Annotated in this window: 24 protein-coding genes; 9 read left to right on the forward strand and 15 right to left on the reverse strand. The window is 63.7% G+C overall.

Annotation, left to right across the window (positions count from 1 at the left end):
* Positions 1 to 14: 14 nt before the first annotated feature.
* The 4 genes from RHP72_RS17910 to hrcA form a co-directional block, all read right to left on the reverse strand.
* The gene (locus RHP72_RS17910) at positions 15 to 1,253 is read right to left on the reverse strand and encodes an Ig-like domain-containing protein (protein ID WP_003944568.1); all 1,239 of its coding nucleotides are present in this window, start codon (positions 1,251 to 1,253) and stop codon (positions 15 to 17) included.
* Positions 1,254 to 1,376: 123 nt separating this feature from the next.
* A complete protein-coding gene (locus tag RHP72_RS17915) occupies positions 1,377 to 2,138 on the reverse strand; it encodes a 16S rRNA (uracil(1498)-N(3))-methyltransferase (RefSeq protein ID WP_003944495.1) in 762 nt (253 codons plus the stop codon).
* A gap of 2 nt (positions 2,139 to 2,140) precedes the next feature.
* Entirely contained in the window at positions 2,141 to 3,292 is a 1,152-nt protein-coding gene (dnaJ, locus tag RHP72_RS17920) for a molecular chaperone DnaJ (RefSeq protein ID WP_003944460.1), read from the reverse strand.
* An 80-nt stretch (positions 3,293 to 3,372) separates the two neighbouring features.
* Positions 3,373 to 4,416: a heat-inducible transcriptional repressor HrcA gene (gene hrcA, locus RHP72_RS17925; protein WP_003944583.1), complete on the reverse strand. Its 1,044-nt coding sequence runs from the start codon at positions 4,414 to 4,416 to the stop codon at positions 3,373 to 3,375.
* Between the two features lie 157 nt (positions 4,417 to 4,573).
* Between hrcA and RHP72_RS17930 the strand changes: the two genes are divergently transcribed.
* Positions 4,574 to 4,897 (forward strand): type II toxin-antitoxin system VapB family antitoxin, encoded by a 324-nt coding sequence (locus RHP72_RS17930; RefSeq protein ID WP_003944521.1) that lies wholly within the window; start codon positions 4,574 to 4,576, stop codon positions 4,895 to 4,897.
* Positions 4,898 to 4,900: 3 nt separating this feature from the next.
* On the opposite strand, the gene RHP72_RS17935 is transcribed toward RHP72_RS17930, so the two are convergent.
* Both RHP72_RS17935 and hemW read right to left on the reverse strand, forming a co-directional pair.
* Entirely contained in the window at positions 4,901 to 5,521 is a 621-nt protein-coding gene (locus tag RHP72_RS17935; protein WP_311093651.1) for a CG0192-related protein, read from the reverse strand.
* A 35-nt stretch (positions 5,522 to 5,556) separates the two neighbouring features.
* Entirely contained in the window at positions 5,557 to 6,783 is a 1,227-nt protein-coding gene (gene hemW / locus RHP72_RS17940) for a radical SAM family heme chaperone HemW (protein WP_042450186.1), read from the reverse strand.
* Between the two features lie 502 nt (positions 6,784 to 7,285).
* Here hemW and RHP72_RS17945 point away from each other — a divergent pair.
* From RHP72_RS17945 to RHP72_RS17975, 7 genes are all read left to right on the forward strand, one after another.
* Positions 7,286 to 9,016, forward strand: a complete 1,731-nt coding sequence (locus RHP72_RS17945; protein ID WP_042450188.1) for a nitrite/sulfite reductase — start codon at positions 7,286 to 7,288, stop codon at positions 9,014 to 9,016.
* The gene (locus RHP72_RS17950; RefSeq protein WP_047270796.1) at positions 9,013 to 9,726 is read left to right on the forward strand and encodes a phosphoadenylyl-sulfate reductase; all 714 of its coding nucleotides are present in this window, start codon (positions 9,013 to 9,015) and stop codon (positions 9,724 to 9,726) included. The genes RHP72_RS17945 and RHP72_RS17950 overlap by 4 nt, the downstream gene beginning before the upstream one ends.
* Positions 9,723 to 10,658: a sulfate adenylyltransferase subunit CysD gene (cysD, locus tag RHP72_RS17955; protein ID WP_007731054.1), complete on the forward strand. Its 936-nt coding sequence runs from the start codon at positions 9,723 to 9,725 to the stop codon at positions 10,656 to 10,658. The genes RHP72_RS17950 and cysD overlap by 4 nt, the downstream gene beginning before the upstream one ends.
* Complete coding sequence (locus RHP72_RS17960) at positions 10,658 to 11,944, forward strand: sulfate adenylyltransferase subunit 1 (RefSeq protein WP_020969973.1); 1,287 nt, start codon at positions 10,658 to 10,660, stop codon at positions 11,942 to 11,944. Before cysD ends, RHP72_RS17960 begins: the two co-directional genes overlap by 1 nt.
* A gap of 4 nt (positions 11,945 to 11,948) precedes the next feature.
* Complete coding sequence (locus tag RHP72_RS17965) at positions 11,949 to 12,704, forward strand: sirohydrochlorin chelatase (protein WP_081558035.1); 756 nt, start codon at positions 11,949 to 11,951, stop codon at positions 12,702 to 12,704.
* A 94-nt stretch (positions 12,705 to 12,798) separates the two neighbouring features.
* Positions 12,799 to 13,575 (forward strand): DUF998 domain-containing protein, encoded by a 777-nt coding sequence (locus RHP72_RS17970; RefSeq protein WP_030536614.1) that lies wholly within the window; start codon positions 12,799 to 12,801, stop codon positions 13,573 to 13,575.
* Positions 13,576 to 13,630: 55 nt separating this feature from the next.
* A complete protein-coding gene (locus RHP72_RS17975) occupies positions 13,631 to 14,527 on the forward strand; it encodes a universal stress protein (protein ID WP_064689230.1) in 897 nt (298 codons plus the stop codon).
* 125 nt (positions 14,528 to 14,652) lie between these two features.
* On the opposite strand, the gene RHP72_RS17980 is transcribed toward RHP72_RS17975, so the two are convergent.
* The 6 genes from RHP72_RS17980 to RHP72_RS18005 form a co-directional block, all read right to left on the reverse strand.
* Complete coding sequence (locus RHP72_RS17980; protein ID WP_007731046.1) at positions 14,653 to 15,702, reverse strand: sulfate/molybdate ABC transporter ATP-binding protein; 1,050 nt, start codon at positions 15,700 to 15,702, stop codon at positions 14,653 to 14,655.
* On the reverse strand, positions 15,699 to 16,505 hold the full coding sequence (gene cysW, locus RHP72_RS17985; protein WP_003944503.1) for a sulfate ABC transporter permease subunit CysW: 807 nt from the start codon (positions 16,503 to 16,505) through the stop codon (positions 15,699 to 15,701). The genes RHP72_RS17980 and cysW overlap by 4 nt, the downstream gene beginning before the upstream one ends.
* A complete protein-coding gene (cysT, locus tag RHP72_RS17990) occupies positions 16,502 to 17,350 on the reverse strand; it encodes a sulfate ABC transporter permease subunit CysT (protein ID WP_283377248.1) in 849 nt (282 codons plus the stop codon). The genes cysW and cysT overlap by 4 nt, the downstream gene beginning before the upstream one ends.
* Before the next feature lie 7 nt (positions 17,351 to 17,357).
* Positions 17,358 to 18,389, reverse strand: coding sequence for a sulfate ABC transporter substrate-binding protein (locus tag RHP72_RS17995; protein WP_003944569.1), 1,032 nt, complete (start codon positions 18,387 to 18,389; stop codon positions 17,358 to 17,360).
* Between the two features lie 196 nt (positions 18,390 to 18,585).
* The gene (locus RHP72_RS18000; protein ID WP_309599318.1) at positions 18,586 to 18,675 is read right to left on the reverse strand and encodes an Ms4533A family Cys-rich leader peptide; all 90 of its coding nucleotides are present in this window, start codon (positions 18,673 to 18,675) and stop codon (positions 18,586 to 18,588) included.
* 123 nt (positions 18,676 to 18,798) lie between these two features.
* Positions 18,799 to 19,005 carry a hypothetical protein gene (locus tag RHP72_RS18005; RefSeq protein WP_311093653.1) on the reverse strand — a complete coding sequence of 69 codons (207 nt, stop codon included), beginning with the start codon at positions 19,003 to 19,005 and terminating at the stop codon, positions 18,799 to 18,801.
* 82 nt (positions 19,006 to 19,087) lie between these two features.
* Here RHP72_RS18005 and RHP72_RS18010 point away from each other — a divergent pair, with 82 nt between their 5' ends.
* A complete protein-coding gene (locus RHP72_RS18010; protein ID WP_003944557.1) occupies positions 19,088 to 21,046 on the forward strand; it encodes a glycoside hydrolase family 15 protein in 1,959 nt (652 codons plus the stop codon).
* A gap of 56 nt (positions 21,047 to 21,102) precedes the next feature.
* On the opposite strand, the gene RHP72_RS18015 is transcribed toward RHP72_RS18010, so the two are convergent.
* The 3 genes from RHP72_RS18015 to lepA all read right to left on the reverse strand — a co-directional run bounded on the left by RHP72_RS18015 (position 21,103) and on the right by lepA (position 24,992).
* Positions 21,103 to 22,083 (reverse strand): ABC transporter substrate-binding protein, encoded by a 981-nt coding sequence (locus RHP72_RS18015; RefSeq protein WP_207624322.1) that lies wholly within the window; start codon positions 22,081 to 22,083, stop codon positions 21,103 to 21,105.
* Between the two features lie 80 nt (positions 22,084 to 22,163).
* The gene (locus RHP72_RS18020; RefSeq protein WP_030536619.1) at positions 22,164 to 23,093 is read right to left on the reverse strand and encodes a nitronate monooxygenase family protein; all 930 of its coding nucleotides are present in this window, start codon (positions 23,091 to 23,093) and stop codon (positions 22,164 to 22,166) included.
* Positions 23,094 to 23,099: 6 nt separating this feature from the next.
* On the reverse strand, positions 23,100 to 24,992 hold the full coding sequence (gene lepA, locus RHP72_RS18025) for a translation elongation factor 4 (protein ID WP_003944564.1): 1,893 nt from the start codon (positions 24,990 to 24,992) through the stop codon (positions 23,100 to 23,102).
* Positions 24,993 to 25,019 lie beyond the last annotated feature (27 nt).

The raw sequence follows: 25,019 nt of genomic DNA on the forward strand, positions 1-25,019 counted from the left end.
CGAGGAAATCTATCTCAGGCGAGGGCGCTGCCTGCGGCCCAGTCTGCCCAGGAAAGGGTCCAGTCGCCGTTCTGCCACACCTCCAGCGGAGCGCCGCCGGTGTTCTTGATCTCGACGACATCTCCCGGCTGCGAGAAATCGAAGAACCATTTGGCATTGGCCGCACTGAGATTGAGGCAACCGTGCGAGGTGTCGGTGTTTCCCTGCGCCCAGACGGTGCTCTCCAACTCGTGAAGATAGATACCGTCCGTGCTGATGCGGGTGGCCCAGTTGATGGATTCCTTGTAGCCCAGGCGCGAGTTGATCGGCAGACCGTAGGTCGACGAATCCATGATGACGGGATTTGCCTTGTCCATCACGGTGTACGTGCCGGGCTGGGTCCAGAACGAGAGCGTCGTGCCGCCGATCGTCTCGGTGCCGCCCATTCCCATCGAGGTCGGCATTTCCTTGATCACCTGACCGTTTTCGTAGACGGTCACCATCTTGGTGTTGTCGTCGGCGACCGAGACGTGGGAGTCGCCGATCTTGAAGGACACGGTGTCGTCCTGCTGGCCGTACAGTCCGTTGCCGAGCTGCTTGCCGTAGATGTTCGCGTTCACCGAGACCGTCGTGCCTGGTGCGTAGTAGTTCTGCGGTCGCCAGTGAACGTTCTGACCGTCGACCCAGTACCACGATCCCTGTACGGGCGGATTGGTTGTGACCAGCAGAGACTTCTCGGCCGCGGCCTTGTCACCGATCAACTCGTCGAAATGAACGGCGACGACGGTGCCGACACCGTACGTGCCACCGTCCGATATCGAGGCGCCACCGGTGGTGTTGATGTACGCCCGGGTCTGGTTACTCGGCGCGACGGTGGTCAGCGTCGTGTTCTTGGTCGTGGCAACACCGTTCGCGTCGACGGCGTCGACGACCAGCTTGTAAGTCTTGCCGTATCCGAGTGGTTCGCTCGGTTTCCAGGACGTCTTGTCCGGCGTGGTGATACCGGCGACTTCCTTACCCTCGGGATTGGTCAGCGCGACGGTCGTCAGTGTTCCCTTCGCGACCTGGACCTCGATGGGGTCGAGTGGACTCACCGGAGTTCCGCCGTCCGCCGGTGTGACGGTGACGAGCGCCTCGCTGGTCGGAGTAGTGGTGACGGCGCTGCTGGAGGAACCCGTGTTGTCTCCGGTGGAGACCGTGCACCCCGCGACGAGCATCAACGCCGCCGCGGCACACACCGCTCCAACGATTCGCATATGCGCACGTGACAACATCTGGCCTCCTGAAATCCCCGAACCAACTCACGCCGAAGGCGACCCCCGACGTCTTTACGATAGTGCGCAAATCTGACACTTCGCTGAGCGCCGGATCCGATTCAGCTCGGGATCACAACAAGATCAGTGCAGTGGCCGTGGTCCCCAGCGATCGGTCAGCACTCCGATCGCGCCCAGAGCAACAGCCCCGGCGGTCGACGTGCGCAGGACCGTCGGGCCGAGAAGCACCGGAGTGGCCCCGGCCTCCGACAACGCGCTGATCTCCGAATCGTCCAGCCCACCTTCGGGACCGACAACCAGAAATACCTCGTCCGCGCTCGCCAGCGGCAAACCGGCCAACGGCGTCGTCGCCGATTCGTGAAGCACCGCAACCACAGCGCCACGGGCAACGGCGTCACGAACCAACGCGATCACCGCCGGCGTCTTGTGCAGTTCCGCAATTTCCGGGACGAACGCGCGTCTGGACTGCTTTGCCGCAGACACTGCCGCACTTCGCCAGCGTGCGACGCCCTTGGCGAGCTTGGGGCCCTCCCACTTGGCGACACAACGCAAGGACTGCCACGGGATCACCGCGTCGATCCCCGCCTCGGTCGCCAGTTCGACGGCCAACTCGGAACGCTCGGCCTTGGGAAGTGCCTGAACGAGGGTCACCAACGGCTTGGGCTGCTCGAGAACCTGAACGTCACTGACCAACAGTTCCAGGCGGTCCTTGCCGACGCTCGTCACCTCGGCGTCGGCTACCCGGCCACGGCCGTCGGCCAACACCAATCGCTCGCCGACGCCGATCCGGCGGACAGTGGCCGCGTGGCGACCCTCCTGTCCGTCCAGAACTGCGATTTCACCGACGCCGGGAACCGGGTCGAGAAAGAAGACCGTTGCGGCCACCGTCAGCGGCCGCTGAATGCTTCGCGAAGACGCGAGAACAATCCACCGCTGTTCTGCGAGGCCGTCGAGACAACCTCGGCCTCGTCGCGATCGCGGAGCAGCTTGAATTCCTTGAGCAGCTTGGACTGCTTGTGATCGAGACGGCTCGGGATGACCACCTCGAGGTGAGCGTGCACGTCGCCGCGCACTCCCGACCGCAGTTTCGGCATGCCATGACCGCGAAGAACAGCAACGTGTCCGGGCTGGGTGCCTGGCTCGATGGTGATTTCCTTGGGTCCGTCGATGATGGTGTCGACGGTGACAGTCGTACCGAGCGCTGCGTCGACCATCGGAACGCGGATCGTGCAGTGCAGGTCTTCACCGTCTCGAACGAAGACATCGTGCTGCTGCTCGACGATCTCGACGTAGAGGTCGCCGGGGTGTCCGCCACCCGGGCCCACTTCACCCTGCGCGGTCAAACGGATGCGCATGCCACCGGCGACGCCCGCGGGAACCTTCACGGTGATGTCACGCTTGGCCCGAACTCGGCCGTCGCCGCCACACTTGTGGCAGGGATCCGGGATGGTCTCACCGGCACCGCGGCACGTCGGGCAGGGACGCGAGGTCATGACCTGACCGAGGAACGAGCGCTGGATGGATTGAACTTCGCCGGCACCGTTGCAGGTCTCACAGCGGACAGGCTTGGAGTCGCCGTTGGTTCCGGCTCCGGTGCAGCTGTCGCACAGAATGGCCGTCTCGACGGTCACGTGCTTGCTGACTCCCGTCGCACATTCTGCGAGGGTCAGCTTGGTGCGAAGCAACGAGTCGGCTCCGGGCTGAACGCGACCGCGCGGCCCACGACCTGCGCCGCCACCGCCGCCGAAGAATGCTTCGAAGACGTCGCCGAGGCCGCCGCCACCGAATCCGCCGCCGAAGCCACCACCGCCGCCACCACCGGACTCGAGCGGGTCTCCGCCGAGATCGACGATGCGACGCTTCTCCGGGTCGGTCAGGACCTCGTAGGCCGTCGAGATCTCCTTGAACTTGGCCTGCGCCGCCTCGTCAGGGTTGACGTCCGGGTGCAGTTCGCGTGCCAGCTTGCGGTAAGCGCGCTTGAGCTCCTGGTCTGTCGCGTTCTTGTCGACGCCGAGCAATCCGTAGTAATCCCGTGCCACGTTGAGTCTCTCGTCCTTCTCTTACTTCTAGGTTTTCCTCAGTCCTCGCGAGGAGGCGTGCCGACGAATGTCGACGTCCTTCATCGCTCGGAGAGAACTTCGCCGATGTATCTGGCAACGGCGGCAACCGATGCAATTGTTCCCGGATAGTCCATCCGAGTGGGTCCGAGCACACCGACACCACCGAAAACGGTACCGGCCGCGCCGTAGCCAGTCGAAATCACAGAGGTTCCGCGCATCTGTTCGACCTGCGTCTCTTCACCGATCTGAACGGTGACCGTGCCGGAGTTCTGCGTCGCAGCGAGCAGTTTGAGGACCACTACCTGCTCTTCCAGTGCTTCGAGCACAGCGCGCAGCGAACCGGGGAAGCCGGCCAGACCGGAGAAATCGGCGGCGTTGCGCGTGAGATTCGAGGTTCCGCCCAGAACGAGACGATCTTCCGGATGTTCGACCAGGGTCTCGACCAGAACCGTTGCCGAGCGGATCACGGCGTCGCGAAGGTCGGCCGGAGACTCGTCGGCCAGTTCCGCCACGGCAATCGACGCGGCGGCCAGGCGCTTGCCTTCCAGTGCTCCGCCGAGAAGCGTGCGCAACCGGGAAAGGTCTTCGTCTTCGAGGACGTCTCCGAGTTCGACGATTCGCTGATCGACGCGGCCGGAATCGGTGATGAGAACGAGAAGCAGGCGCGCCGGCGTCAACGCGACCACCTCGAGGTGGCGAACCGACGACGCGGACAGCGACGGGTACTGGACAACCGCGACCTGACGGGTCAGTTGCGCGAGCAGTCGCACACCGCGGCGCAGAACGTCGTCGAGATCGACACCCGACTCCAAGAACTCGAGGATCGCTCGACGCTCGGGCCCGGACATGGGCTTGACGTCGGCGATGCGATCGACGAATTCGCGGTATCCCTTGTCGGTGGGGACGCGGCCGGAACTGGTGTGCGGTTGGGCGATGTAGCCCTCGGCCTCGAGGAATGCCATGTCGTTGCGCACAGTGGCGCTCGACACTCCGAGGTTGTGACGCTCGACCAGTGCCTTGGATCCCACCGGGTCCTGGGTGGAGACGTAATCGGCCACGATTGCACGTAAGACCTCGAAACGCCTGTCGTCGGTACTCGACATCGTTGCCACCTCCGTTTCCTGAAAAGAACGAACACCGACATTTACACATCGGTTTCCACTGGCAGTCTAATCGCCCGAGCGCCAGAGACGGCTGTTGCCCTTACTGTGGAGTGAGATCGGCGAAAGGTCGATCGCACAACCATGGACAAGGCGGCACATGATCTTCAAAGGCGTGATGGACGGCAAACCGTATCCCGATCACGGACTGTCTCTACGCGACTGGTCGAAGTTCCCTCCACGTCAGGTTCGACTCGACGAGATCGTGACCACCACGAAGGTCCTCGAACTCGATCGCCTGCTGTCGGAGGACTCGACCTTCTACGGCGATCTGTTCCCGCACGCAGTGCAGTGGCGCGGCACTCTCTACCTCGAGGACGGTCTGCACCGAGCGGTTCGTTCGGCCCTGCGAAACCGCGTCGTGCTGCACGCGCGTGTCTTCGACTTCGACGCGATGCCCGGTGTCATCGAGGGAGTCCGCTGACGCTCAGGCGATAGTCACGAGCAACGCAGGTGTCGTTTGCCCCGGCCAGGTTCCGGTGAGCGTCGCCGAGCCTGACACTCGATCTGCGTCGATCACTCTCACCACGGTCAATTCCAGATCTCCCGCGCTGATGATCGTGTCGGTGCCGACTGTCGAGCAGGTCACGGATTCGACTGCCGGTACGGAAGCGCCGGCCGTACCGCTGCCTACTACGTGAGCCGTCACGGGGATGCGATCGGCGGTGTCCGCGAAGACCAGTTCGACTCCGGCCCCACCGGTCAGAATCGCGGTCGCCACCGCGCTGACGTAGACCGGATCACAGCATGCGTCGTACACCCACCGTTCGCCGAGTACCGAATGATCCATGGTCGCGATCAGTGCGGCGTCCGCCACGTCCAGCGGAGCACCACGATAAGTGAGCGGGACCTGAAGAATTCGACCGTCGGCAGAGCGCATCAGGTGCGTCTCGATTCCGACCTCGCCGTCCGGGTCGTCGAAACGATAGGCGTCGACGCGTTCGAGCGTCGAACAGTCGACCGACCCGAGCCACGGCTGCTTGGGCACCCACGCTCGGAGCAGGTCGTTCTTGGACGGATTCAGCTGCGCACGATGAATGATGGCCACCACGGCCACATTACGCGGCGAAGGATGGTTGCGCGTCAGGTCAGGATCGTGCGAATCACCGCATCGGCGAGCAGGCGACCACGGTCGGTGAGAACCACGTGATCGTTCTCGATCACGGCCAACCCGTCGACTACCACCTGTTCGGCCGAAAGACGTTCGGATGCAGACAGTTCCGACAACGGAAGTCCCGTACGCAACCGTGCGGTCAGCATGACTCGCTCCATGTGTTCGTCCTCGGCGGTCAGTTCTTCGCTGCCGCCGACGGGAAGTTCGCCGAGCGCCAACTGTTCCGCGTACCGCGCCGGGTGCTTGACGTTCCACCACCGCACTCCGCCGACGTGGCTGTGCGCGCCCGGACCGGCACCCCACCAGTCACCGCCGTCCCAGTAGCCGAGGTTGTGACGACACCGGGTGTCACCGGAGTCCGCGGTTTCCGCCTTTGCCCAGTTGGAGACCTCGTACCACCGCAAGCCTGCCTCGGACAGGCGTGAATCGATTCGTTCGTACCGCGAGGCCAGCACGTCGTCGTCCGGGGCGGGCAGCTCGCCGCGCCTGACCTTGCGAGCCATGGCGGTGCCGTCCTCGACGATCAACGCGTAGGCCGAGACGTGATCGACATCGGCGGAAAGGACCGCATCGAGTGAGGCGTCCAGGTCTTGATCGCGCTCCCCCGGGGTTCCATAGATCAAATCGAGATTCACGTGCGAAAAACCAGCTGCGCGAGCCTCTTTCGCGGCAGCGACGGCGCGACCGGGGGTGTGCGTGCGGTCGAGGATCTTCAGAACGTGCTGGGCGGCCGACTGCATGCCGAGGGAAATCCGGGTGAATCCAGCGCTGCGGAGAGCACCGAAGAACTCCGGCGACGTCGATTCGGGGTTCGATTCCGTGGTCACTTCGGCGCCGGACGCCAGGCCGAAGCTGCTCCGCACCGCCGACAGCACGTCGGACAATCCGTCACCACCGAGCAGCGACGGCGTTCCACCGCCCACGAACACGGTCTCCGCCGCCGGGGCGCCCGTCATCTCGGCCGCGAGATCGAGTTCGCGCCGCAGACCTTCCAACCACGATTGCGGCGAGGCGGAAGTTCCGAGCTCTCCGGCCGTGTAGGTGTTGAAATCGCAGTACCCACACCTGGTGGCACAGAACGGGACGTGGATGTAGATCCCGAACGGCCGTTTCCCGACACCCTCGAGCGATCGCGCGGGCAGGGCGAAGGGCGTCGCCTCGCTCTGTCGAGTGGGAGTCGTGCTGGTGGCATTCACGCCTCCAGTGTCCCAGCATCCGGAACGCACACCTATTCAGCCTGCGATGCAGGTCGGCGTACGGCTTGAACTCGATATTTCCCCCGTTTTTCGTGGAAATACGCACCCGAGTCGGAATTATCGAGTTGACGTGGCACAATGGTCCGCATGACCGGACTCGGAGTGCGACTTGTGGCGCGTCGCCATGTCGACTTCAAGCGTGTGTGCAGCTCGTCGTGTCTGCACCTGTGTAGCTGTTGATCTTTCACTGATCTTCCAGCCTTTCCCGCTCATCTCCATCTGCTTCACCGAAACACTCTCTGCAGAGACATGCCTTTTCAGGGACGCAGCTTCTCCAGCTGTTCGTTTTCGTGAGCACACCTGCCGGCCGCGAGCTTTCCGAGACCGAGGACAGCCCCCTCGATTTCCGACACGGACCGGTGCGTCCCGATCAGACACCGCCACAGTTCATCGATAGTGCGTGCCGCGTGCCGATCAACCGCCCAGATCCAGGAGTTCATCGATGACGTCGACCACCGACGCCGCCACACCCGCCGATTCGGCAGCAGCTGCCGAAGCCCGGCCTGCACGCGCTGCGCGTCCCGCCAAGCGTCGCGCCGAAGGTCAGTGGGCCCTCGGTTACCGCGAGCCGCTCAACGCCAACGAGCAGGCCAAGAAGGACGACAACCCGCTCAACGTTCGGGCCCGCATCGAGAACATCTACTCCAAGCAGGGATTCGACAGCATCGACAAGGGCGACCTTCGCGGCCGCTTCCGCTGGTGGGGTCTCTACACCCAGCGCGAAGAAGGCTACGACGGCACCTTCACCGGCGACGAGAACATCGACCTGCTCGAGGCCAAGTACTTCATGATGCGCGTGCGTTGCGACGCCGGCGCTCTCAACGTCGAGCAGTTGCGCACCATCGCCGGTATCTCGAAGGAATTCGGCCGGAACACCGCCGACCTGTCCGACCGCGAAAACGTCCAGTTCCACTGGATCGAGGTCGAGAACGTTCCGGAGATCTGGAAGCGCCTCGAAGCCGTCGGACTCAAGACCACCGAAGCGTGCGGTGACTGCCCTCGCGTCGTCCTCGGTTCTCCCCTGGCCGGCGAATCGCTCGACGAGGTCCTCGATCCCACCCCGGCGATCGACGAGATCGTGCGCCGCTACATCGGCGACCCCAAGTACTCCAACCTGCCGCGCAAGTTCAAGACCGCTATCTCCGGTCAGCAGGATGTTGTTCACGAGATCAACGACATCGCCTTCATCGGCGTGAACCACCCCGAGCACGGCCCGGGCCTCGACCTCTGGGTCGGCGGCGGACTGTCCACCAACCCGATGCTGGCGCAGCGCGTCGGCGCCTGGATTCCGCTCGACGAGGTCCCCGATGTCTGGGAGGGCGTCGTCTCGATCTTCCGTGACTACGGCTACCGCCGTCTGCGCGCGAAGGCCAGGCTCAAGTTCCTCGTCAAGGACTGGGGTATCGAGAAGTTCCGCGAGGTTCTCGAGACCGAGTACCTGAAGCGTCCGCTCATCGACGGCCCCGCGCCCGAGAAGCCCAAGCGCCCGATCGATCACGTCGGTATCCAGAAGACCCGCAACGGCCACAACGCAGTCGGTTTCGCTCCGATCGCCGGCCGCGTCTCGGGAGACATCCTGGCTCAGGTCGCCGACGCCGCCGAGAAGGCCGGCAGCGACCGGATCCGCTTCACTCCGTACCAGAAGCTGATCATCCTCGACGTCGCCGACGAGACGCTCGAGCCGCTCATCGCCGATCTCGACGCGCTGGGTCTTCCCGCCCGTCCGTCGCACTGGCGCAAGAACCTGATGGCCTGCTCCGGCATCGAGTTCTGCAAGCTCTCGTTCGCCGAGACCCGCAAGCGTTCGCAGGTGCTCGTGCCCGAACTCGAACAGCGTCTTGCCGACATCAACAGCCAGCTCGACGTGCCGATCACCATCAACATCAACGGTTGCCCCAACTCCTGCGCTCGCTCGCAGATCGCCGACATCGGCTTCAAGGGCCAGCTCGTCGACGACGGTGAGGGGAATCAAGTCGAGGGTTTCCAGGTTCACCTGGGAGGCAGCCTCGGATTCGACAGCGCCTTCGGACGCAAGCTGCGCCAGCACAAGGTCACCAGCGTCGAGATGGGTGACTACATCGACCGCGTCGTACGTCAGTTCGTCAAGAACCGCAACGAAGGTGAACGGTTCGCCGAATGGGCAGTGCGCGCAGACGAAGGAGATTTGCGATGACAGTGGACATTTCGCGAGCAACTGCCGACGAGCTTCGGTCCATCGCCGAGCGCGGTGCAATAGAACTCGACGGAGCCAGCGCACAGGAACTGTTGCAGTGGACCGAGGACACGTTCGGTGACTCGTACATCGTGGCGTCGAACATGCAGGACGGGGTGTTGGTTCACCTTGCCGCACAGGTGCATCCGGGCGTCGACGTACTCTTCCTCGACACCGGCTACCACTTCCCCGAAACCATCGGCACGCGTGACGCGGTCGAGCAGGTGTACGGCGTCAACGTCATCAACGCTCGTGCGCTGGCAAGCGTCGCCGAGCAGGATGTCGCCGAGGGCAAGGATCTGTTCGCCCGTGATCCCAACCGCTGCTGCGCACTACGCAAAGTCGCGCCGCTCAAGCAGACACTGTCCGGGTACAGCGCGTGGGTGACCGGCATCCGCCGCGTCGAAGCGCCCACCCGCGCCAACGCTCCCCTGATCTCCTTCGACGAAGCCTTCGGACTCGTGAAGATCAACCCGATCGCTCCCTGGTCGGACGAGGAGATGCAGAACTACATCGATACCAATTCCATCCTCGTCAATCCCCTTGTCGACGAGGGATATCCGTCCATCGGCTGCGCACCCTGCACCAGCAAGCCAGCCCCCGGCAGCGATCCGCGTAGCGGTCGTTGGGCCGGTGCCTCCAAGACAGAATGCGGGTTGCACGCATCATGACAGTTGACTTGACACCTTCGCGGCCTCAGCTCGACGGCACACAGTTCGATACTCTCGATGCCCTCGAGTCCGAAGCGATCCACATCTTCCGAGAGGTGGCCGGCGAGTTCGAACGCCCGGTCATTCTCTTCTCGGGCGGTAAGGACTCCACCGTGCTGCTGCACCTGGCGATCAAGGCATTCTGGCCTGCGCCGTTGCCGTTCACCCTGCTGCATGTCGACACCGGCCACAACCTGCAGGAAGTCCTCGACTTCCGCGACCACGTGGTGGCCAAGTACAACCTGCGCCTGCACGTGGCCAGCGTCGAGGAGTACATCGCGGACGGCCGCCTCACCGAGCGTCCCGACGGTATCCGCAATCCTCTGCAGACCGTGCCGTTGCTGGACGCGATCTCCGAGAACCGCTTCGACGCCGTCTTCGGTGGCGCTCGCCGCGACGAGGAGCGGGCCCGCGCCAAGGAGCGGATCTTCTCGCTGCGCAACGCTTTCGGTCAGTGGGACCCCAAGAAGCAGCGCCCGGAACTGTGGAACCTGTACAACGGTCGCCACTCCCCCGGCGAGCAAGTGCGCGTCTTCCCGCTCAGCAACTTCACCGAGCTGGACATCTGGCGTTACATCGCCCGCGACAACGTCGAACTCGCCAGCATCTACTACGCCCACCAGCGTCCGGTGTACCAGCGCGACGGCATGTGGATGACGCCCGGCGTCTGGGGTGGACCGGCTGACGGCGAAGAGCTGCAGACCCTTTCGGTGCGTTACCGCACCGTCGGCGACGGTTCGACCACCGGTGCTGTTCTCTCCGATGCCGCTGACAACGAGGCCATCCTGGCCGAGGTTGCGGCATCACGTTTGACCGAGCGCGGCGCGACCCGTGGCGACGACCGAGTTTCCGAAGCGGCCATGGAAGACCGCAAGCGAGAGGGCTACTTCTGATGAGCGATCTGCTCAGACTGGCAACTGCCGGCAGCGTCGACGACGGAAAGTCCACCCTCGTGGGCCGCCTGTTGTACGACACGAAATCCGTTCTCGCCGACCAGATCGACGCCGTGACCCGTGCGTCGGTGGACCGCGGTCTCGACACCCCTGACCTCTCGCTCCTGGTGGACGGACTGCGCGCCGAGCGTGAGCAGGGCATCACGATCGACGTGGCGTACCGCTACTTCGCGACCCCCAAGCGCACCTTCGTGCTCGCCGATACACCGGGCCACGTGCAGTACACCCGCAACACTGTCTCCGGTGCCTCGACGGCTCAGCTCGTGATCCTGCTGGTCGATGCTCGCAAGGGCGTCATCGCGCAGACTCGCAGGCACGCAGCGGTTCTCGCGTTGCTCGGTGTCCCGAAGCTCGTTCTCGCCGTGAACAAGATCGACCTCGTCGAGAACCCCGAAGAGGTCTTCACCTCGATCTCCGCCGAGTTCAACGAACTCACCAGCTCACTTGGCTGGGCAAGCGAAGACGTCGTCGAGATCCCGGTGTCGGCACTGCACGGTGACAACGTCGCCATCCGCTCCGACAAGACCCCGTACTACACCGGCCCCACACTGATCGAGCACCTCGAGTCAATTCCGGTCGACGCCGAGCCACATCGCGTCGGTCTGCGTTTCCCGGTGCAGTACGTGATCCGCCCCCGCACCGCAGAGTTCCTCGACTACCGCGGCTACGCCGGTCAGGTCGCTGCAGGTTCCGTCGTGCCCGGCGACGAAGTGGTGATCCTGCCCTCGGGTACGCGCACCACCGTCACACGTATCGACACGGCCGACGGCGAACTGGACGTCGCCCACGCCGGACGCAGCGTCACGCTGATCCTGGCCGACGACGTCGACGTCTCTCGCGGCGACACCATCGCATCGCCGTCCGACGCACCCGAGCCGATCGGCGAATTCGACGCCACTGTCTGCTGGCTGGCCGAGAAGTCGCTGCGCCCCGGTGCACGTCTGCTGCTCAAGCACGGCACGCGAACGACGCAGGCCATCGTGGGCAGTTTGGTGGAACGCTTCAACGAGCAGGACCTCACCACGGATCAGGGCCCGGACACTCTCGAGCTCAACGAGATCGGCAAGATCTCCATCCGGGTGGCCGAGCCGATCGTGGCTGACGACTACGCCGTCAACCGCCACACCGGCAGCTTCCTGCTGATCGATCCCGCTGGTGGAAACACTCTCGCAGCCGGCCTGGTGGGCGACGTCATTTCCGCTGTCGAATTGGGCGAGCGCGTCTAAGTCGATGGTTCCGCTCATCGCTGTTGCGCACGGTAGCCGTGATCCCCGTTCTGCTCGGGTGATCGCGGCTGCTGTGGCAGCTCTTCGTGAAGTCCGGCCAGACCTCGATGTCCGGCTGGCGTTTCTCGACCTCAATGCACCGTCCATCGATCAGGTCCTGGACGGGGTTGCACACGACGGCCACACTCACGCCGTTGTTGTTCCGATGCTGCTGGGCAATGCCTTCCACGCCCGGGTAGATCTGCCCGGACTCTTGGCCGCTGCCGCGACACGCCACCCCCAGTTGACCGTGTTCCAAGCAGACGTACTGGGTCGCGATGCTCGGCTGATCGAGGCAGTACGCGAGCGAATTCTCGAAGCGGGTGCCCGGCCGGACGATCCGTCGGTCGGTGTCGCTCTTGCGGCAGTCGGCTCGTCCGATGCGCGCGCCAATGCCGCGACCGCAGAATTGGCGTCCACTCTCCTCGGCGGAACCAACTGGTCGGGCGTTCGAATCTGTTTCGCGACATCCGCGGAACCGACAGTTGCCCAGGCGATCTCCGCACTCGAGCAGGACGGCGCCGAACGTGTTGTCGTCGCGCCGTGGTTCTTGGCTCCCGGCCTACTGACCGATCGACTCAGCGCTGCCGCAGCAACTGCATGTCCGCGCGCGCGTTTCGCCGACACGATCGGTGGGCACTCTCTACTGATCGAAACGATGATCGACCGTTACCGACAAGTCGCTGATGCACTACCCGGCCGTCTGGTCCGCTCCGCCTGATTCGGTTTCACAGGCCGTTATCAGATTGTTACCGTAGTGTTGGATCTGTCCAGCTCGCGAAGGTACCTCCTTCGCCTGCGAAACAGATCTTTGGGTGCAATCCCCTCAGAGCGCCGCGAGAGGGAACACCATCACTCACAATCTTCGCCTCGGCACAGCCGGCATCGCATGGGTCCTGTCGGTGCTCTACCTGCTTGTCGAAATCTTCACAGCCGGAGCATGGAAGACGCCGTACAGCTTCGCGCGCGACTCCATCAGTTCGCTGGGCGTGACGACATGCAGCGTGGATTCATGTTCGCCGATGCACGACGTGATGAACGCGGCCTTCATGATCCTCGGTGCGCTCACCATCCTCGGTGCGGCCTTGCTGCACAAGTACATTCCGGACGGTCGTGCGAAGAAGTGGATTCTCGGTCTTGCCGTCGTCGTTGCATTGAGCACCGCGGCCACCGGCCTCTTCCCGGCGAACGACGGGACCTTCGTTCATTGGACCGCCGTACTTCCCGGCTTCGTCGCACGTCATGCCGTTCTCGTCCTCATGGCAATTCAATTCTGGAAGCACAGCAAATGGATCGCAGTGTGGTCAGGGCTGTGCGCGGCTACCGGAATCGTCGGTGCCGTACTGCTTCTCGGACGAACCCTCACTTTCGGCCTTGGTGAACGCCTGACGCTGTACCCGCTGCCTATGTGGATGGCCGTCACCGGCGTCGCGGCCCTGCTCGCGTTGATGCGCCGAACCGTGTTGAAGAACGTGGAACTGACACTGTCCGGTAACGGATTCATCACCGCTCTGTTGTCGTTGCGCCCGCGTCGATCTCGCGCGGCAGTGCCCACCGACGTTCTCGCACCACGGGAGCTGACCGGTTTGTAGCGAACCGGGGGTGAGCAGGGACACACTGGTAAGGAGGCGACGCGAGGAGACTTCCATGACCAGTGCATCTGTTCGACACGGAATCGTGGCCGGTATCGACGGCTCGGCAAGCGCGGTCAACGCCGCGAGGTGGGCAGCTTCGGCTGCAAAGAGATTCGACGAACCACTTCGCCTGACCCACGTGCTGCCAGGACAACCCGAGTCCGGTGGCGGTACCAACGTCACCGACGAAGAGATGTTCGACCACCACCTTCGCGTCGAGGGTGCAAAACTGCTCGACGAGGCCGAGGACGCCATCCGCGATGATCACACCGACGTCACCGTCGAACGTGGCCTCGTGACCGGTACTCCCGCAACCACACTCGTCGAACTCTCGAAGTCGGCTCGCATCGTTGCACTGGGTCAGGCCGGTACCAGCGAAATGCAGTCCGTGTTTCTCGGATCCGACACCATTCGGGTGGTCAACCGTGCGCACTGTCCCGTGGCCGTATTCCGCGGTACGGGTGATCACGCGATGGCCGACACCAGGCCCGTCGTCGTCGGCGTCGACGGGAGCAAGCTCAGCGAACTCGCCGTCGCGCATGCCTTCGAATTTGCCGCGTTCCTCGGCGCACCTTTAGTTGCGGTCCACACGTGGAACGAGCACGCCTCGCTGGGCGGGTACTCCGAAGCCAGGCGCTTCGTCGACTGGGGACCGTACGAACAGCATGAGCATGCACTGCTGTCCGAGTGCCTCGCCGGCTGGACGGAGAAGTACCCCGATGTCGAAGTCACCCGCAGTGTCCAGCGCAGCGGACCGATGAAGGCACTGCTCGAGCACTCGGCGGAAGCGCAACTCGTAGTCGTCGGTAGCCACGGCCGCAGCCCGTTCATGGCGTCGATAGTCGGATCGACCAGTCAGAGCCTCATCCACCACGCCCAGTGCCCGGTCCTCGTCTGCCGAGAGGGCTGAACTCGTCTCGCTGTTGCCCGACCACCTGCTCTGAGCGAACGGCACTTTCGGCGCCATCAGGAGGCCGAAAGTGCCGTTCGCTCAAACAGGAGTGGGGGTACAACAGGTCAAACAGGGCGAGCGGGTCATACCTGGCCGACCACGCTCACCGTGACCGGCTCCTGCACCGGCGTCGACACCGGGGTCTCCGGCAGATCCGGCACCCGGGTAGCACGCGCGTACACCGTCTCCCCCGCCTCGAGGTGCAGCGCTGCACTGTCACCGCGCGTGACCTGAGCCGAGAAGAGCTCGCCGGTTGCCTCGTTGCGCAGGTCCACTCGAACCTCGAAGCCGAGGTACACGACGCGCTCGACTGTTGCGCGTGTGACGCCGAGCGACTCGGCCGTTCCGGATTCCTGCGCGAGAGCCATGCTCGGATCGCGGCCGAGGCGGATGTCGTGCGGACGGACCAACTGCCCGTTGAGCTTCGCGACGGATCCGAGGAAGGACATCACGAAGTCGTTGGACGGGCGGTCGTACAGGTCGGCAGGTTCACCGATCTGCTCGATCCGCCCCTTGTTCAGCACCGCGATGCGGTCGGCGACGTCGAGAGCCTCTTCCTGGTCGTGTGTGACCAGGACGGTGGTGACGTGCACCTCGTCATGCAGGCGACGCAACCACGTGCGCAGGTCGGCACGGACCTTCGCGTCGAGGGCGCCGAAGGGCTCGTCGAGCAGGAGCACCTGCGGATCCACCGCCAGAGCGCGCGCCAACGCCATGCGCTGGCGTTGACCACCGGACAGCTGCGCGGGGTACCGATGCTGAAAGCCGTCGAGGCCGACGATCCCCAGTAGTTCGTTGACCTTCTTCTCGATCTCCGGCTTCGGGCGCTTGCGGATCTTGAGCCCGAACGCCACGTTGTCTCGCACCGTCATGTGCTTGAACGCTGCGTAGTGCTGGAACACGAAACCGATGTCACGCTTCTGCGGCGACACGCCGGTGACGTCCTTGCCTGCGATAGTGATGGTTCCCGAATCGAGTTCTTCGAGCCCTGCGATCGAACGCAGCAACGTCGACTTTCCCGAGCCACTGGGCCCGAGCAATGCCGTCAACGAACCCGAGGGAATGTTGACCGTCACGTCGTCGAGCGCCGCGAAATCACCGTAGTTCTTGCGGGCCCCGGTCACTGTGATCATGTGGTGCTCCTCTTACGGTCCAGCAGCGTCATCAGCAACAGGACAATGATGGCGATGCCCATCAGCAGCGTTGCCGCCGAATACGCACCAAAGGTGTTGTGGTCGTCGATGTATCGCGAGTGCACCAGCAACGTCAGTGTCTGGGATACCCCCGGGAAGCCGGAAGAGACCATGATGACTGCGCCGAATTCACCGAGCGAACGCGCCACCGTCAACACGATTCCGTACGTCAGGCCCCAACGGATCGCGGGCAAGGTGATCCGCCAGAACGTCTGCCAGCCCGAGGCACCGAGCGTCGCGGCCGCTTGTTCCTGCTCGTCGCCGATCTCGTGAAGTACGGGTTCGACTTCCCGGACGACGAAGGGCAGCGTCACGAAAATCGTCGCGATCACCATGCCTGGCAACCCGAAGATGACCTTGAACCCCAACGATTCGATGCCTCCGAACCAACCGTTGGCACCCCACAGAAGAATCAACGACACACCGACGACGACGGGCGAGACTGCGAAGGGCAGGTCGACCACCGACTGCAGAACTCCGCGGCCCGGGAACCGACCACGCACGAGTGCCAGAGCGGTGACCACACCGAACACGACGTTGATCGGGACCACGATCGCCACGATGATCAGCGAAAGATTCAACGCGGAGATCGCTGCCGGTGTCGTGATCGATTCGAGAAACGGGCCGATTCCGTTCTCGAACGTTCGCGTCAGGATCACACCGATCGGCACGACCAGCAACACGAACAGGTAGACGAGAGCGATGGTCCGCAGACCGATCTTCGATCCTCTGGACACGTTCATCGGGAACTCTCCTCACGTCGCTGTCCCCGCGATGCGAAGATTCGCAGGACGAACAGCGTCACGAATGCGATGGCCAGCAACGCTACCGAGACGGCAGCGGCGTTGGTCGGACGATCGATCTCGATCTGCTGCTGAATGTACTGCGACGTCATCTGTGTCACGCGTGGGATGTTGCCGCCGATCAGAACGACCGAGCCGTATTCACCGATCGCTCTGGCGAACGCGAGGCCCGCACCGGAGATGACGGCAGGCGCCAACGTCGGGAGAACAACCGAGCGAAAGATCGTCCAGTTGGAAGCTCCCAACGACGCAGCGGCTTCCTCGACTTCGCGGTCGACCTCCATCAGCACCGGCTGCACGGAACGGACGACGAACGGCAAGGTCACGAAGGCCAATGCCACGATCAGTCCGGGCTGAGTTGCATTGAGATGGATGTCGATCGGTGACTGCGGGCCGTAGAGGGACAGCAGCACGATCGATGCCACGATGGTCGGTAGCGCGAACGGCAGATCGATCATCGAGTTGACGATGCGCTTGCCCGGGAAGTAGTCCCGGACCAGCACCCACGCGATGATCGTGCCCATTACGACGTTGATCAATGCCACGATCACCGAGACCAACAACGTCACGCGCAACGACGCCAAGGCGACGGGTGCGGTGACGGCGTCCCAGAATCCGGAGATCCCCTCGTCGAACGCGGTGGCGGTCAACGCGGCGAGCGGAAGCAGAACGATGACGGAGAGCCACAGGGTGGCCACTCCGATTCCGAGCGGCCCCACACTCCCCGTGACCCGCGCGAGTTTTCGCCGACGAGCCACGGGGGTGGGGTCAATAGTGTCAGTCACGTCAGTCTTACTTGGTCGCGTTGTCGTAGATCACTGCGATCGAACCGGTGTCCTTGGTGAACAGAGCACTGTCCACGGCCTTCCATCCGCCGAGGTCTGCAATGGTCCACAGCTTGGTCGGCTCGGGGAACTTGTCGGTGAACTTGGCAGCGACGGCGGGATCAACGGGACGGAATCCTGCTTCGGCCCAGAGCGTCTGACCCTCGGTCGTGTACAGGTAGTCCTTGAACGCGGTCGCCTTGTCGAGGACCTTGCTGTTCGAGATCACGGCAACGGGGTTCTCGATCTTGAAGGTCGTGGGCGGGGTGACGTGCTCGACCGGGTCGCCGTTGCCTTCGATGAACAGTGCTTCATTCTCGTAGCTGATCAGAACGTCACCGCTGCCCTGCAGGAAGGCTTCCGAAGCCTCGCGTCCCGACTTGGGCTGGATCTTGACGTGATCGTTGACCAAGGCGGTGACGTAGTCGAGCCCCGCCTGCGGGTTCTTGCCACCGTCGCTCTTGGCGGCGTACGGCGCCAAGAGGTTCCACTTGGCCGAGCCGGAGCTGAACGGGTTCGGCGTGACGACCTCGAGGCCGGGCTGAAGCAGGTCGTCCCAGTCCTTGATGCCCTTCGGGTTCCCCGGACGCGTCACGATGGTGACTACCGATCCGAACGGAATTCCGTTGTAGGCGTCCTGGTTCCAGTTCTGATCGACCAGACCGGCATCGACCAGGCGGGTGATGTCGGGCTCGACGGAGAAGTTGACGAAGTCTGCCTCGGCGCCGTCCTTCACCTTGCGCGACTGGTCGCCCGAGGCGCCGTAGGAAGGATTGAAGTTGACGTTCTTGCCCTCGTCGGTCGCCTGGAAGGCTGCGGTGAGCTTGTCGAAGCCAGGCTTCGGCACGGCGTAGGCGAACAGGTTGATCGTGCCGGCGCTACCGTCGCTGGCGGCGCTGTCACCACCCACGGTGTCGCTCGAGCCACCACTGCACGCTGTGAGTACCACGGCCCCCATGGTCGCGATAGCAGTGAGAAGTGTGCGGGAACGGCGTTTCATTGCAGATACCTTCCTGAAAGGACTGACAAACGAGGGTTGGTCAAACGACAAGTCCGAGACCTCTGGGGCTGATTCCATCGGGATGTTCAGACATGGAGAGCCGACGGGCGATGAGCCCTGAATCGGGGGCGCGAGTTACGCGCAGAGAAGTTCGAGTGGGGTGCGCAGCACCACCGGAGAGGTCGAACTCAGGAAATCAACAACAGGCGACGTCAGCGACGTCGAGCATGCCGACAGCAATCAACGCCAACTGGTGGCGGATTACGGGAGCTGTTGCTTCGGACACGCGGTGGACTTTAGCAGAGCACCGGCGCCCGCTCTAATCGGGAGAACTAACGGGTGAGAAGCCACGCGACGATCACGAGGAGAATCAGGGCTATCAGGGCGAGAGTGACCCGTGAGCGGGGCATCAGCTTTCCTCTACTTCTCGAGAATTCCTACGCAACCAGCCGAAGAGCGGCAGAGCGAGAACGGCGGCCAACGCGCGATCCAGACCGATGGCCACCAGGCGGCACAGCGGAACGACGACGACCAGGACCAACGCGACCTGCGGGATGAACGGGAGCCCCGCCATCCACAGCTCGAAGCTGTCCCACCAATCCGCAATCCGATCCACGCCAACACCCTATCCTTCGGACGATACGGTCCCGACAGCGTGTGGATTGGACGTGTGCCGATTCTGGCCGGATGATGGCCGAATGAGTGCTGACGACGAAGTGGTGCAGACGATTCCTCCCGCCTCCACGGGTCACCATCGAAGCAACTTTCCCCCGATCGACGACTATGCGTTTCTTTCCGATTGCGAAACCTCGTGCCTGATTGCCCGTAACGGATCTGTCGAGTGGATGTGCGTTCCCCGCCCGGACTCCCCCAGCGTGTTCGGTGCCATCCTCGACCGCAGCGCAGGCCATTTCCGTATCGGCCCCTACGGCCAGAACGTGCCGGCCGCTCGGCGCTATCTGCCGGGTGGACTCATTCTCGAGACCACCTGGCAGACCGAGACCGGCTGGCTCGTCGTCCGCGACGCCCTGGTTCTCGGTCCCTGGCACAACGTCGACAAGCGATCGAACACGCACAAGCGCACACCGACCGACTGGGATGCCGAACACACCCTTCTCCGTACGGTCAAATGCGTCAGCGGCACCGTCGAACTCGAGATGAGCTGTGAGCCCGCGTTCGACTATCACCGTGGCACGGCGAATTGGGAGTACACCGGAAAGGTCTACGAGGAAGCAACGGCAACGTGTCGCTCCGCCAAGCCCGGCGACCATCCCACTCTGCGCTTGACCACCGATCTCCGACTGGGTCTGGAAGGTCGTGAGGCACGGGCCCGGACGCGACTGGTCGAAGGCGACAACGTGTACGTCGCGCTCTCGTGGTCGGATCTTCCCGCGCCGCAGACGTTCGACGAGGCCGCCGACAAGATGTGGCAGACGTCGAAGTCCTGGCGTGAGTGGGTGACGATCGGCAAGTTCCCCGATCACCCGTGGCGCGGATACCTGCAGCGCAGTGCGCTCACACTCAAGGGGCTCACCTACGCACCGACCGGAGCCCTGCTTGCGGCTTCGACGACCTCGCTACCGGAAACACCAGGCGGAGAACGTAACTGGGACTACCGCTACGCGTGGGTTCGCGATTCCACCTTCGCGCTGTGGGGCCTCTACACGCTCGGGTTGGACCGTGAGGCCAACGACTTCTTCAACTTCATCTACGACGTGTCGAGTTCGGACAACGGTCAGCCGCATCCCTTGCAGGTGATGTACGGCATCGGCGGCGAGCGCACGCTCGAGGAATCCGAACTCAACCATCTGTCCGGCTATGACGGCGCCCGTCCGGTGCGTATCGGCAACGGGGCGTTCGATCAACAGCAGCACGACATCTGGGGCACCATGCTCGACTCGGTGTACCTCCACATCCGTACCCGCGAGCGTGTCCCCGAAGCGCTGTGGCCGCTACTCAAGAAGCAGGTCGAAGAAGCGATCAAGCACTGGCGCCAACCCGACCGTGGGATCTGGGAGGTGCGCGGTGAACCACAGCACTTCACGTCGTCGAAGATCATGTGCTGGGTCGCACTCGATCGCGGCGCCAAGCTGGCGGAGATGCAGGGCGAGAAGAGCTTTGCGCAGCAATGGACGGCCATCGCGGACGAGATCAAGGCCGACATCCTCGCGCACGGAGTCGACTCGCGTGGAGTTCTGACGCAGCGGTACGGCCACGATTCACTCGACGCGTCGCTCTTGTTGGCACCGCTGCTGCGCTTCCTGCCGGCCGACGATCCGCGCATCCGGGCGACGGTGCTGGCGATCGCCGACGAGCTCACCGAGGAGGGGTTGGTCCTGCGCTATCGCGTCGACACCACCGACGACGGTTTGAGCGGTGAAGAAGGAACATTCACCATCTGTTCCTTCTGGTTGGTGTCCGCCCTCGTCGAGATCGGCGAACTGGATCGCGCGAAGCATCTCTGCGAGCGTCTGCTCGGGTTCGCGAGCCCGCTCAAGCTGTACGCGGAGGAGATCGACGCGCACACCGGTCGCCATCTGGGTAACTTCCCGCAAGCGTTCACACACCTGGCGCTGATCAACGCCGTGGTCCACGTGATCCGCGCCGAGGAAGCTGCCGAAGCCGGAGCTTTCCAGCCCGCGCACAACGCGACCTAGACCCCCTGCTGTGGCCTTTATTAACCGCCCGCGGTTAATAAAGGCGCACAGCAGGTCTAGCCGGCCACCGCTTCGAGCTGCGGCGTGATCGATTCGAGCGAGTACTTCAGCGACAGCGACGACGGAGTGTTCAGGCCGGCAACAGTCGGATAGTCGACGATGGCCAATCCGCCACCCTTGACTGCAGGCAGGTCGGCAAACCCCGGCAGCTTCATCATGTCGTCGAGCGACCCGCCGTTGGGCAGCAGCACCACGACGTCGGCGCTGAGAGCGTCGACCCGTTCCGGGCTGAGTATCAGCCGGCCACCGGTCACACCGGCCTCGTCGACCAGCTTGGGCGGCAACGACATTCCCAGACGCGTGAACAGTCCCGAAGCACCGTCCTTGGGATCAGCGACGATCACCAACTGCGACGTCGGGAAGACGTACTGCGACAAAAGAGCGGTCTTACCCTTCAGCCCCGGCAACCGCTGTGCGAGCGCATCGATCTGCCCGTTTGTCGCCTCGACGATCTCGTCGGCTCGCGACTCCTTGTCGAGAACCCGGCCGAGAATCTCCACCTGGTCCTGCCACGGATCGACCTGGACGTCGGACAGACCGGCAATGGTCGGAGCGATCTTGCTCAACTGGTCGAAATCGTCCTGATCGGCGACGGAGAACCCGCCGAGAATCAGATCGGGATCCAAGGCTGCAATTTCTTCAGCTTTGAGCGGGACACCGAACTGCTGGATCGCCGAGCGATCGAGTTCCTTCGCCGACGCGTCCACGCCACTCTCCCACGGGAACAGACCACGCTCGTCGCCCATCGGGCCGGCAGCCAGGTACCCCACCGGCTGGATTCCGAGTTCGAGCAGAGCGTCGAGCCACTGGGTGTCGGCCGCGACGATGCGCGTCGGCGTCCCGGTGATCGTGGTGGCGCCGAACTTGTGGTCGATCGTGGTGACCCGACCGCCCGCGATCTCGTCGGCGTCCGAGGACGAACATCCGCTGATACCTACGACCAGCGCTCCCAAGAGAGCCACCGCCGAAAACTTCATCGCACGCACGAAAATACTCCTCCACTAGTTAGCAGAGGCTTACCTTCTCATATGGGACCCGGTTGTGTCCGACCTTGCTTTCAGGCGAAACGAGAGAGCAGACGCTCCGCATCGGCGCCGATGCGTCGAACCACGTCGCCGGCCGGATGGGTTCCGTGTACGAGTCCGACAGCTTCTCCGGCGTAGACGACTCCGCTGTGGGGATCCGACGGGTCGTACGCCTTTGCCAGCATTTCCTCATCGGCGTCGACTCCGTGCCAGGCGGCAGTGAACTCGTTGGCCACCGCGCGGCCACCCCACCGCTGCGGCCACGGTTGACTGCGCGCTCGGTCGAACACCGAGGTGTAAATCGTGTCGGCACTTCCGGCTTCGACGACGCGGTCGCGGGCATAGTCCGGCCCGACCGTCTCCGGGCTGGCGAGCAGCGCCGTTCCGATCATCACGCCTTCCCCGCCGGCTGCCAGGACTGCGGCCAAACCGCGGCCGGTCCCGATTCCGCCGGCCGCCAGTACTGGAAGTGATGTCGTTTCGAGGATCTCCTGCAGCAGCGGCAAGGTTCCGATTCGGCCCGTGTGACCGCCTGCCTCACCGCCTTGCGCGATCACGCCGTCGACACCCGCGGCCTCGACAATGCGAAGGTCTTCGAGCGTATTGATCTGTGACACAACGGGAATGCCCGCATCGTGGATTCGTCCGACATACGAGGCGGGATCACCGAACGACAAGGTGATCATGGTCGGCTCGACGGCAATCGCGGCGTCGAGCATCAACTCGTTCTCGGGCAGCGACCACGTCATCAGGCCGACGCCGAACTTTCCGCCGATCGAGCGGGCCACTTCAGCTTCGGCCTCGATCCACTCCGGTGTGTTGTACCGAGCCGCGCCGAGCAGCCCCAACCCGCCGGCCGCCGATACAGCTCCGGCGAGCGCGCCGCCCGCGCGACCACCCATGGGCGCCCCGAGAACCGGGATTTCGATTCCGAACTCTCGGGACAACCAGGTGGTGACCATGCGCTCCTACTTCTTGGGCTTCTCGCCGACCGATTCCGATGTCAGGGCCGCCACGAATGCTTCCTGCGGCACCTCGACGCGACCGATGGTCTTCATGCGCTTCTTGCCTTCCTTCTGCTTCTCGAGCAGCTTGCGCTTACGGCTGATGTCGCCGCCGTAGCACTTGGCAAGAACGTCCTTGCGGATTGCGCGAATGTTCTCGCGCGAGATGATCTTCGCGCCGATCGCGGCCTGAATCGGAACCTCGAACTGCTGGCGAGGAATCAGCTCGCGAAGCTTCGACGTCATGCGTCCGCCGTAAGCACCAGCGTTGGAGCGGTGCACGATCGAGGAGAACGCGTCGACGGCCTCGCCCTGCAGAAGGATGTCGACCTTCACCAGGTCGGCCTGCTGCTCACCGGCCTCCTCGTAATCGAGGCTGGCGTATCCCTTGGTGCGGGACTTGAGGGCGTCGAAGAAGTCGAACATGATCTCGCCCATGGGCAGTTCGTAGCGCAGTTCGACGCGAGTCTCGGAGAGGTAGTCCATGCCGCCGAGCTCACCGCGACGGGACTGGCACAGCTCCATGATGGCGCCGACGTACTCGCTCGGGGCAATGACGGTGCACTTGGCGACCGGCTCGTAGACCTCGCGCACCTTGCCTTCCGGCCAGTACGACGGGTTGGTGACGATGACCTCGGCCCCGTCCTCCATCACGACGCGGTAGACGACGTTGGGCGCAGTGGAAATCAGTTCGAGGCCGAACTCACGTTCGAGGCGGTCGCGGGTGATCTCCATGTGGAGCAGGCCGAGGAAGCCGCAGCGGAAGCCGAATCCGAGGGCAACCGACGTCTCGGGTTCATACGCCAGCGCCGCGTCGTTGAGACGGAGCTTGTCGAGGGCATCGCGCAGCACGGGGTAGTCCGAGCCGTCCATCGGGTAGAGGCCCGAGTAGACCATCGGCTTGGGATCGCGGTAGCCGACCAGCGGTTCGGTCGCGCCGTTGCGGGTGGTGGTGACGGTGTCACCGACGCGCGACTGACGGACATCCTTCACACCGGTGATGAGGTAGCCCACCTCGCCGACGCCCAGACCGATACTGGCCTTCGGCTCGGGGGAAATGATGCCGACCTCGAGCAGTTCGTGTGTAGTGCCCGTGGACATCATCGTGATCTTCTCGCGGGGACGGATCCGACCGTCGACCACACGCACGTAGGTGACCACGCCGCGGTAGGCGTCGTAGACGGAGTCGAAGATCATCGCGCGGGCGGGACCGTCAGCATCGCCGACAGGCGCAGGTACCTGCTTGATCACCTCGTCGAGCAGTTCCTTGACGCCCATACCGGTCTTACCCGAGACGCGCAGGACATCACCGGGCTCGCAGCCCGTGATGTGCGCGATCTCTTCGGCATAGCGGTCGGGATCCGCGGCCGGGAGGTCGATCTTGTTGAGGACGGGAATGATCTTGAGATCCTTCTCCATCGCCAGGTAGAGGTTCGCCAGCGTCTGAGCTTCGATGCCCTGAGCAGCGTCGACCAGCAGAATTGCGCCCTCGCATGCTTCGAGCGCACGGGAGACCTCGTACGTGAAGTCGACGTGGCCGGGAGTGTCGATGAGGTGGAGGACGAACTCTTCGCCGTCGACGGTCCAGGGCAGACGAACGTTCTGAGCCTTGATGGTGATGCCGCGTTCACGCTCGATGTCCATGCGGTCCAGGTACTGCGCACGCATCGCCCGCTCTTCGACCACACCGGTGAGCTGAAGCATGCGATCTGCCAGCGTCGACTTACCGTGGTCGATGTGCGCGATGATGCAGAAGTTCCGGATCTGCGCAGGATCCGTGAACGTCTTGTCGGCGAAGCTGCTGATGGGAGACCCCTTAGTCGGACCGGCACCGGCCCGGATCCGGGCCACTGTCAACCCTCAGGATATCCAAGTCTCGGCGCC

Origin of the sequence: Rhodococcus sp. SG20037 (genome assembly GCF_031763325.1) — a bacterium.
In the GTDB taxonomy this organism is placed as follows: domain Bacteria; phylum Actinomycetota; class Actinomycetes; order Mycobacteriales; family Mycobacteriaceae; genus Rhodococcus_F; species Rhodococcus_F qingshengii.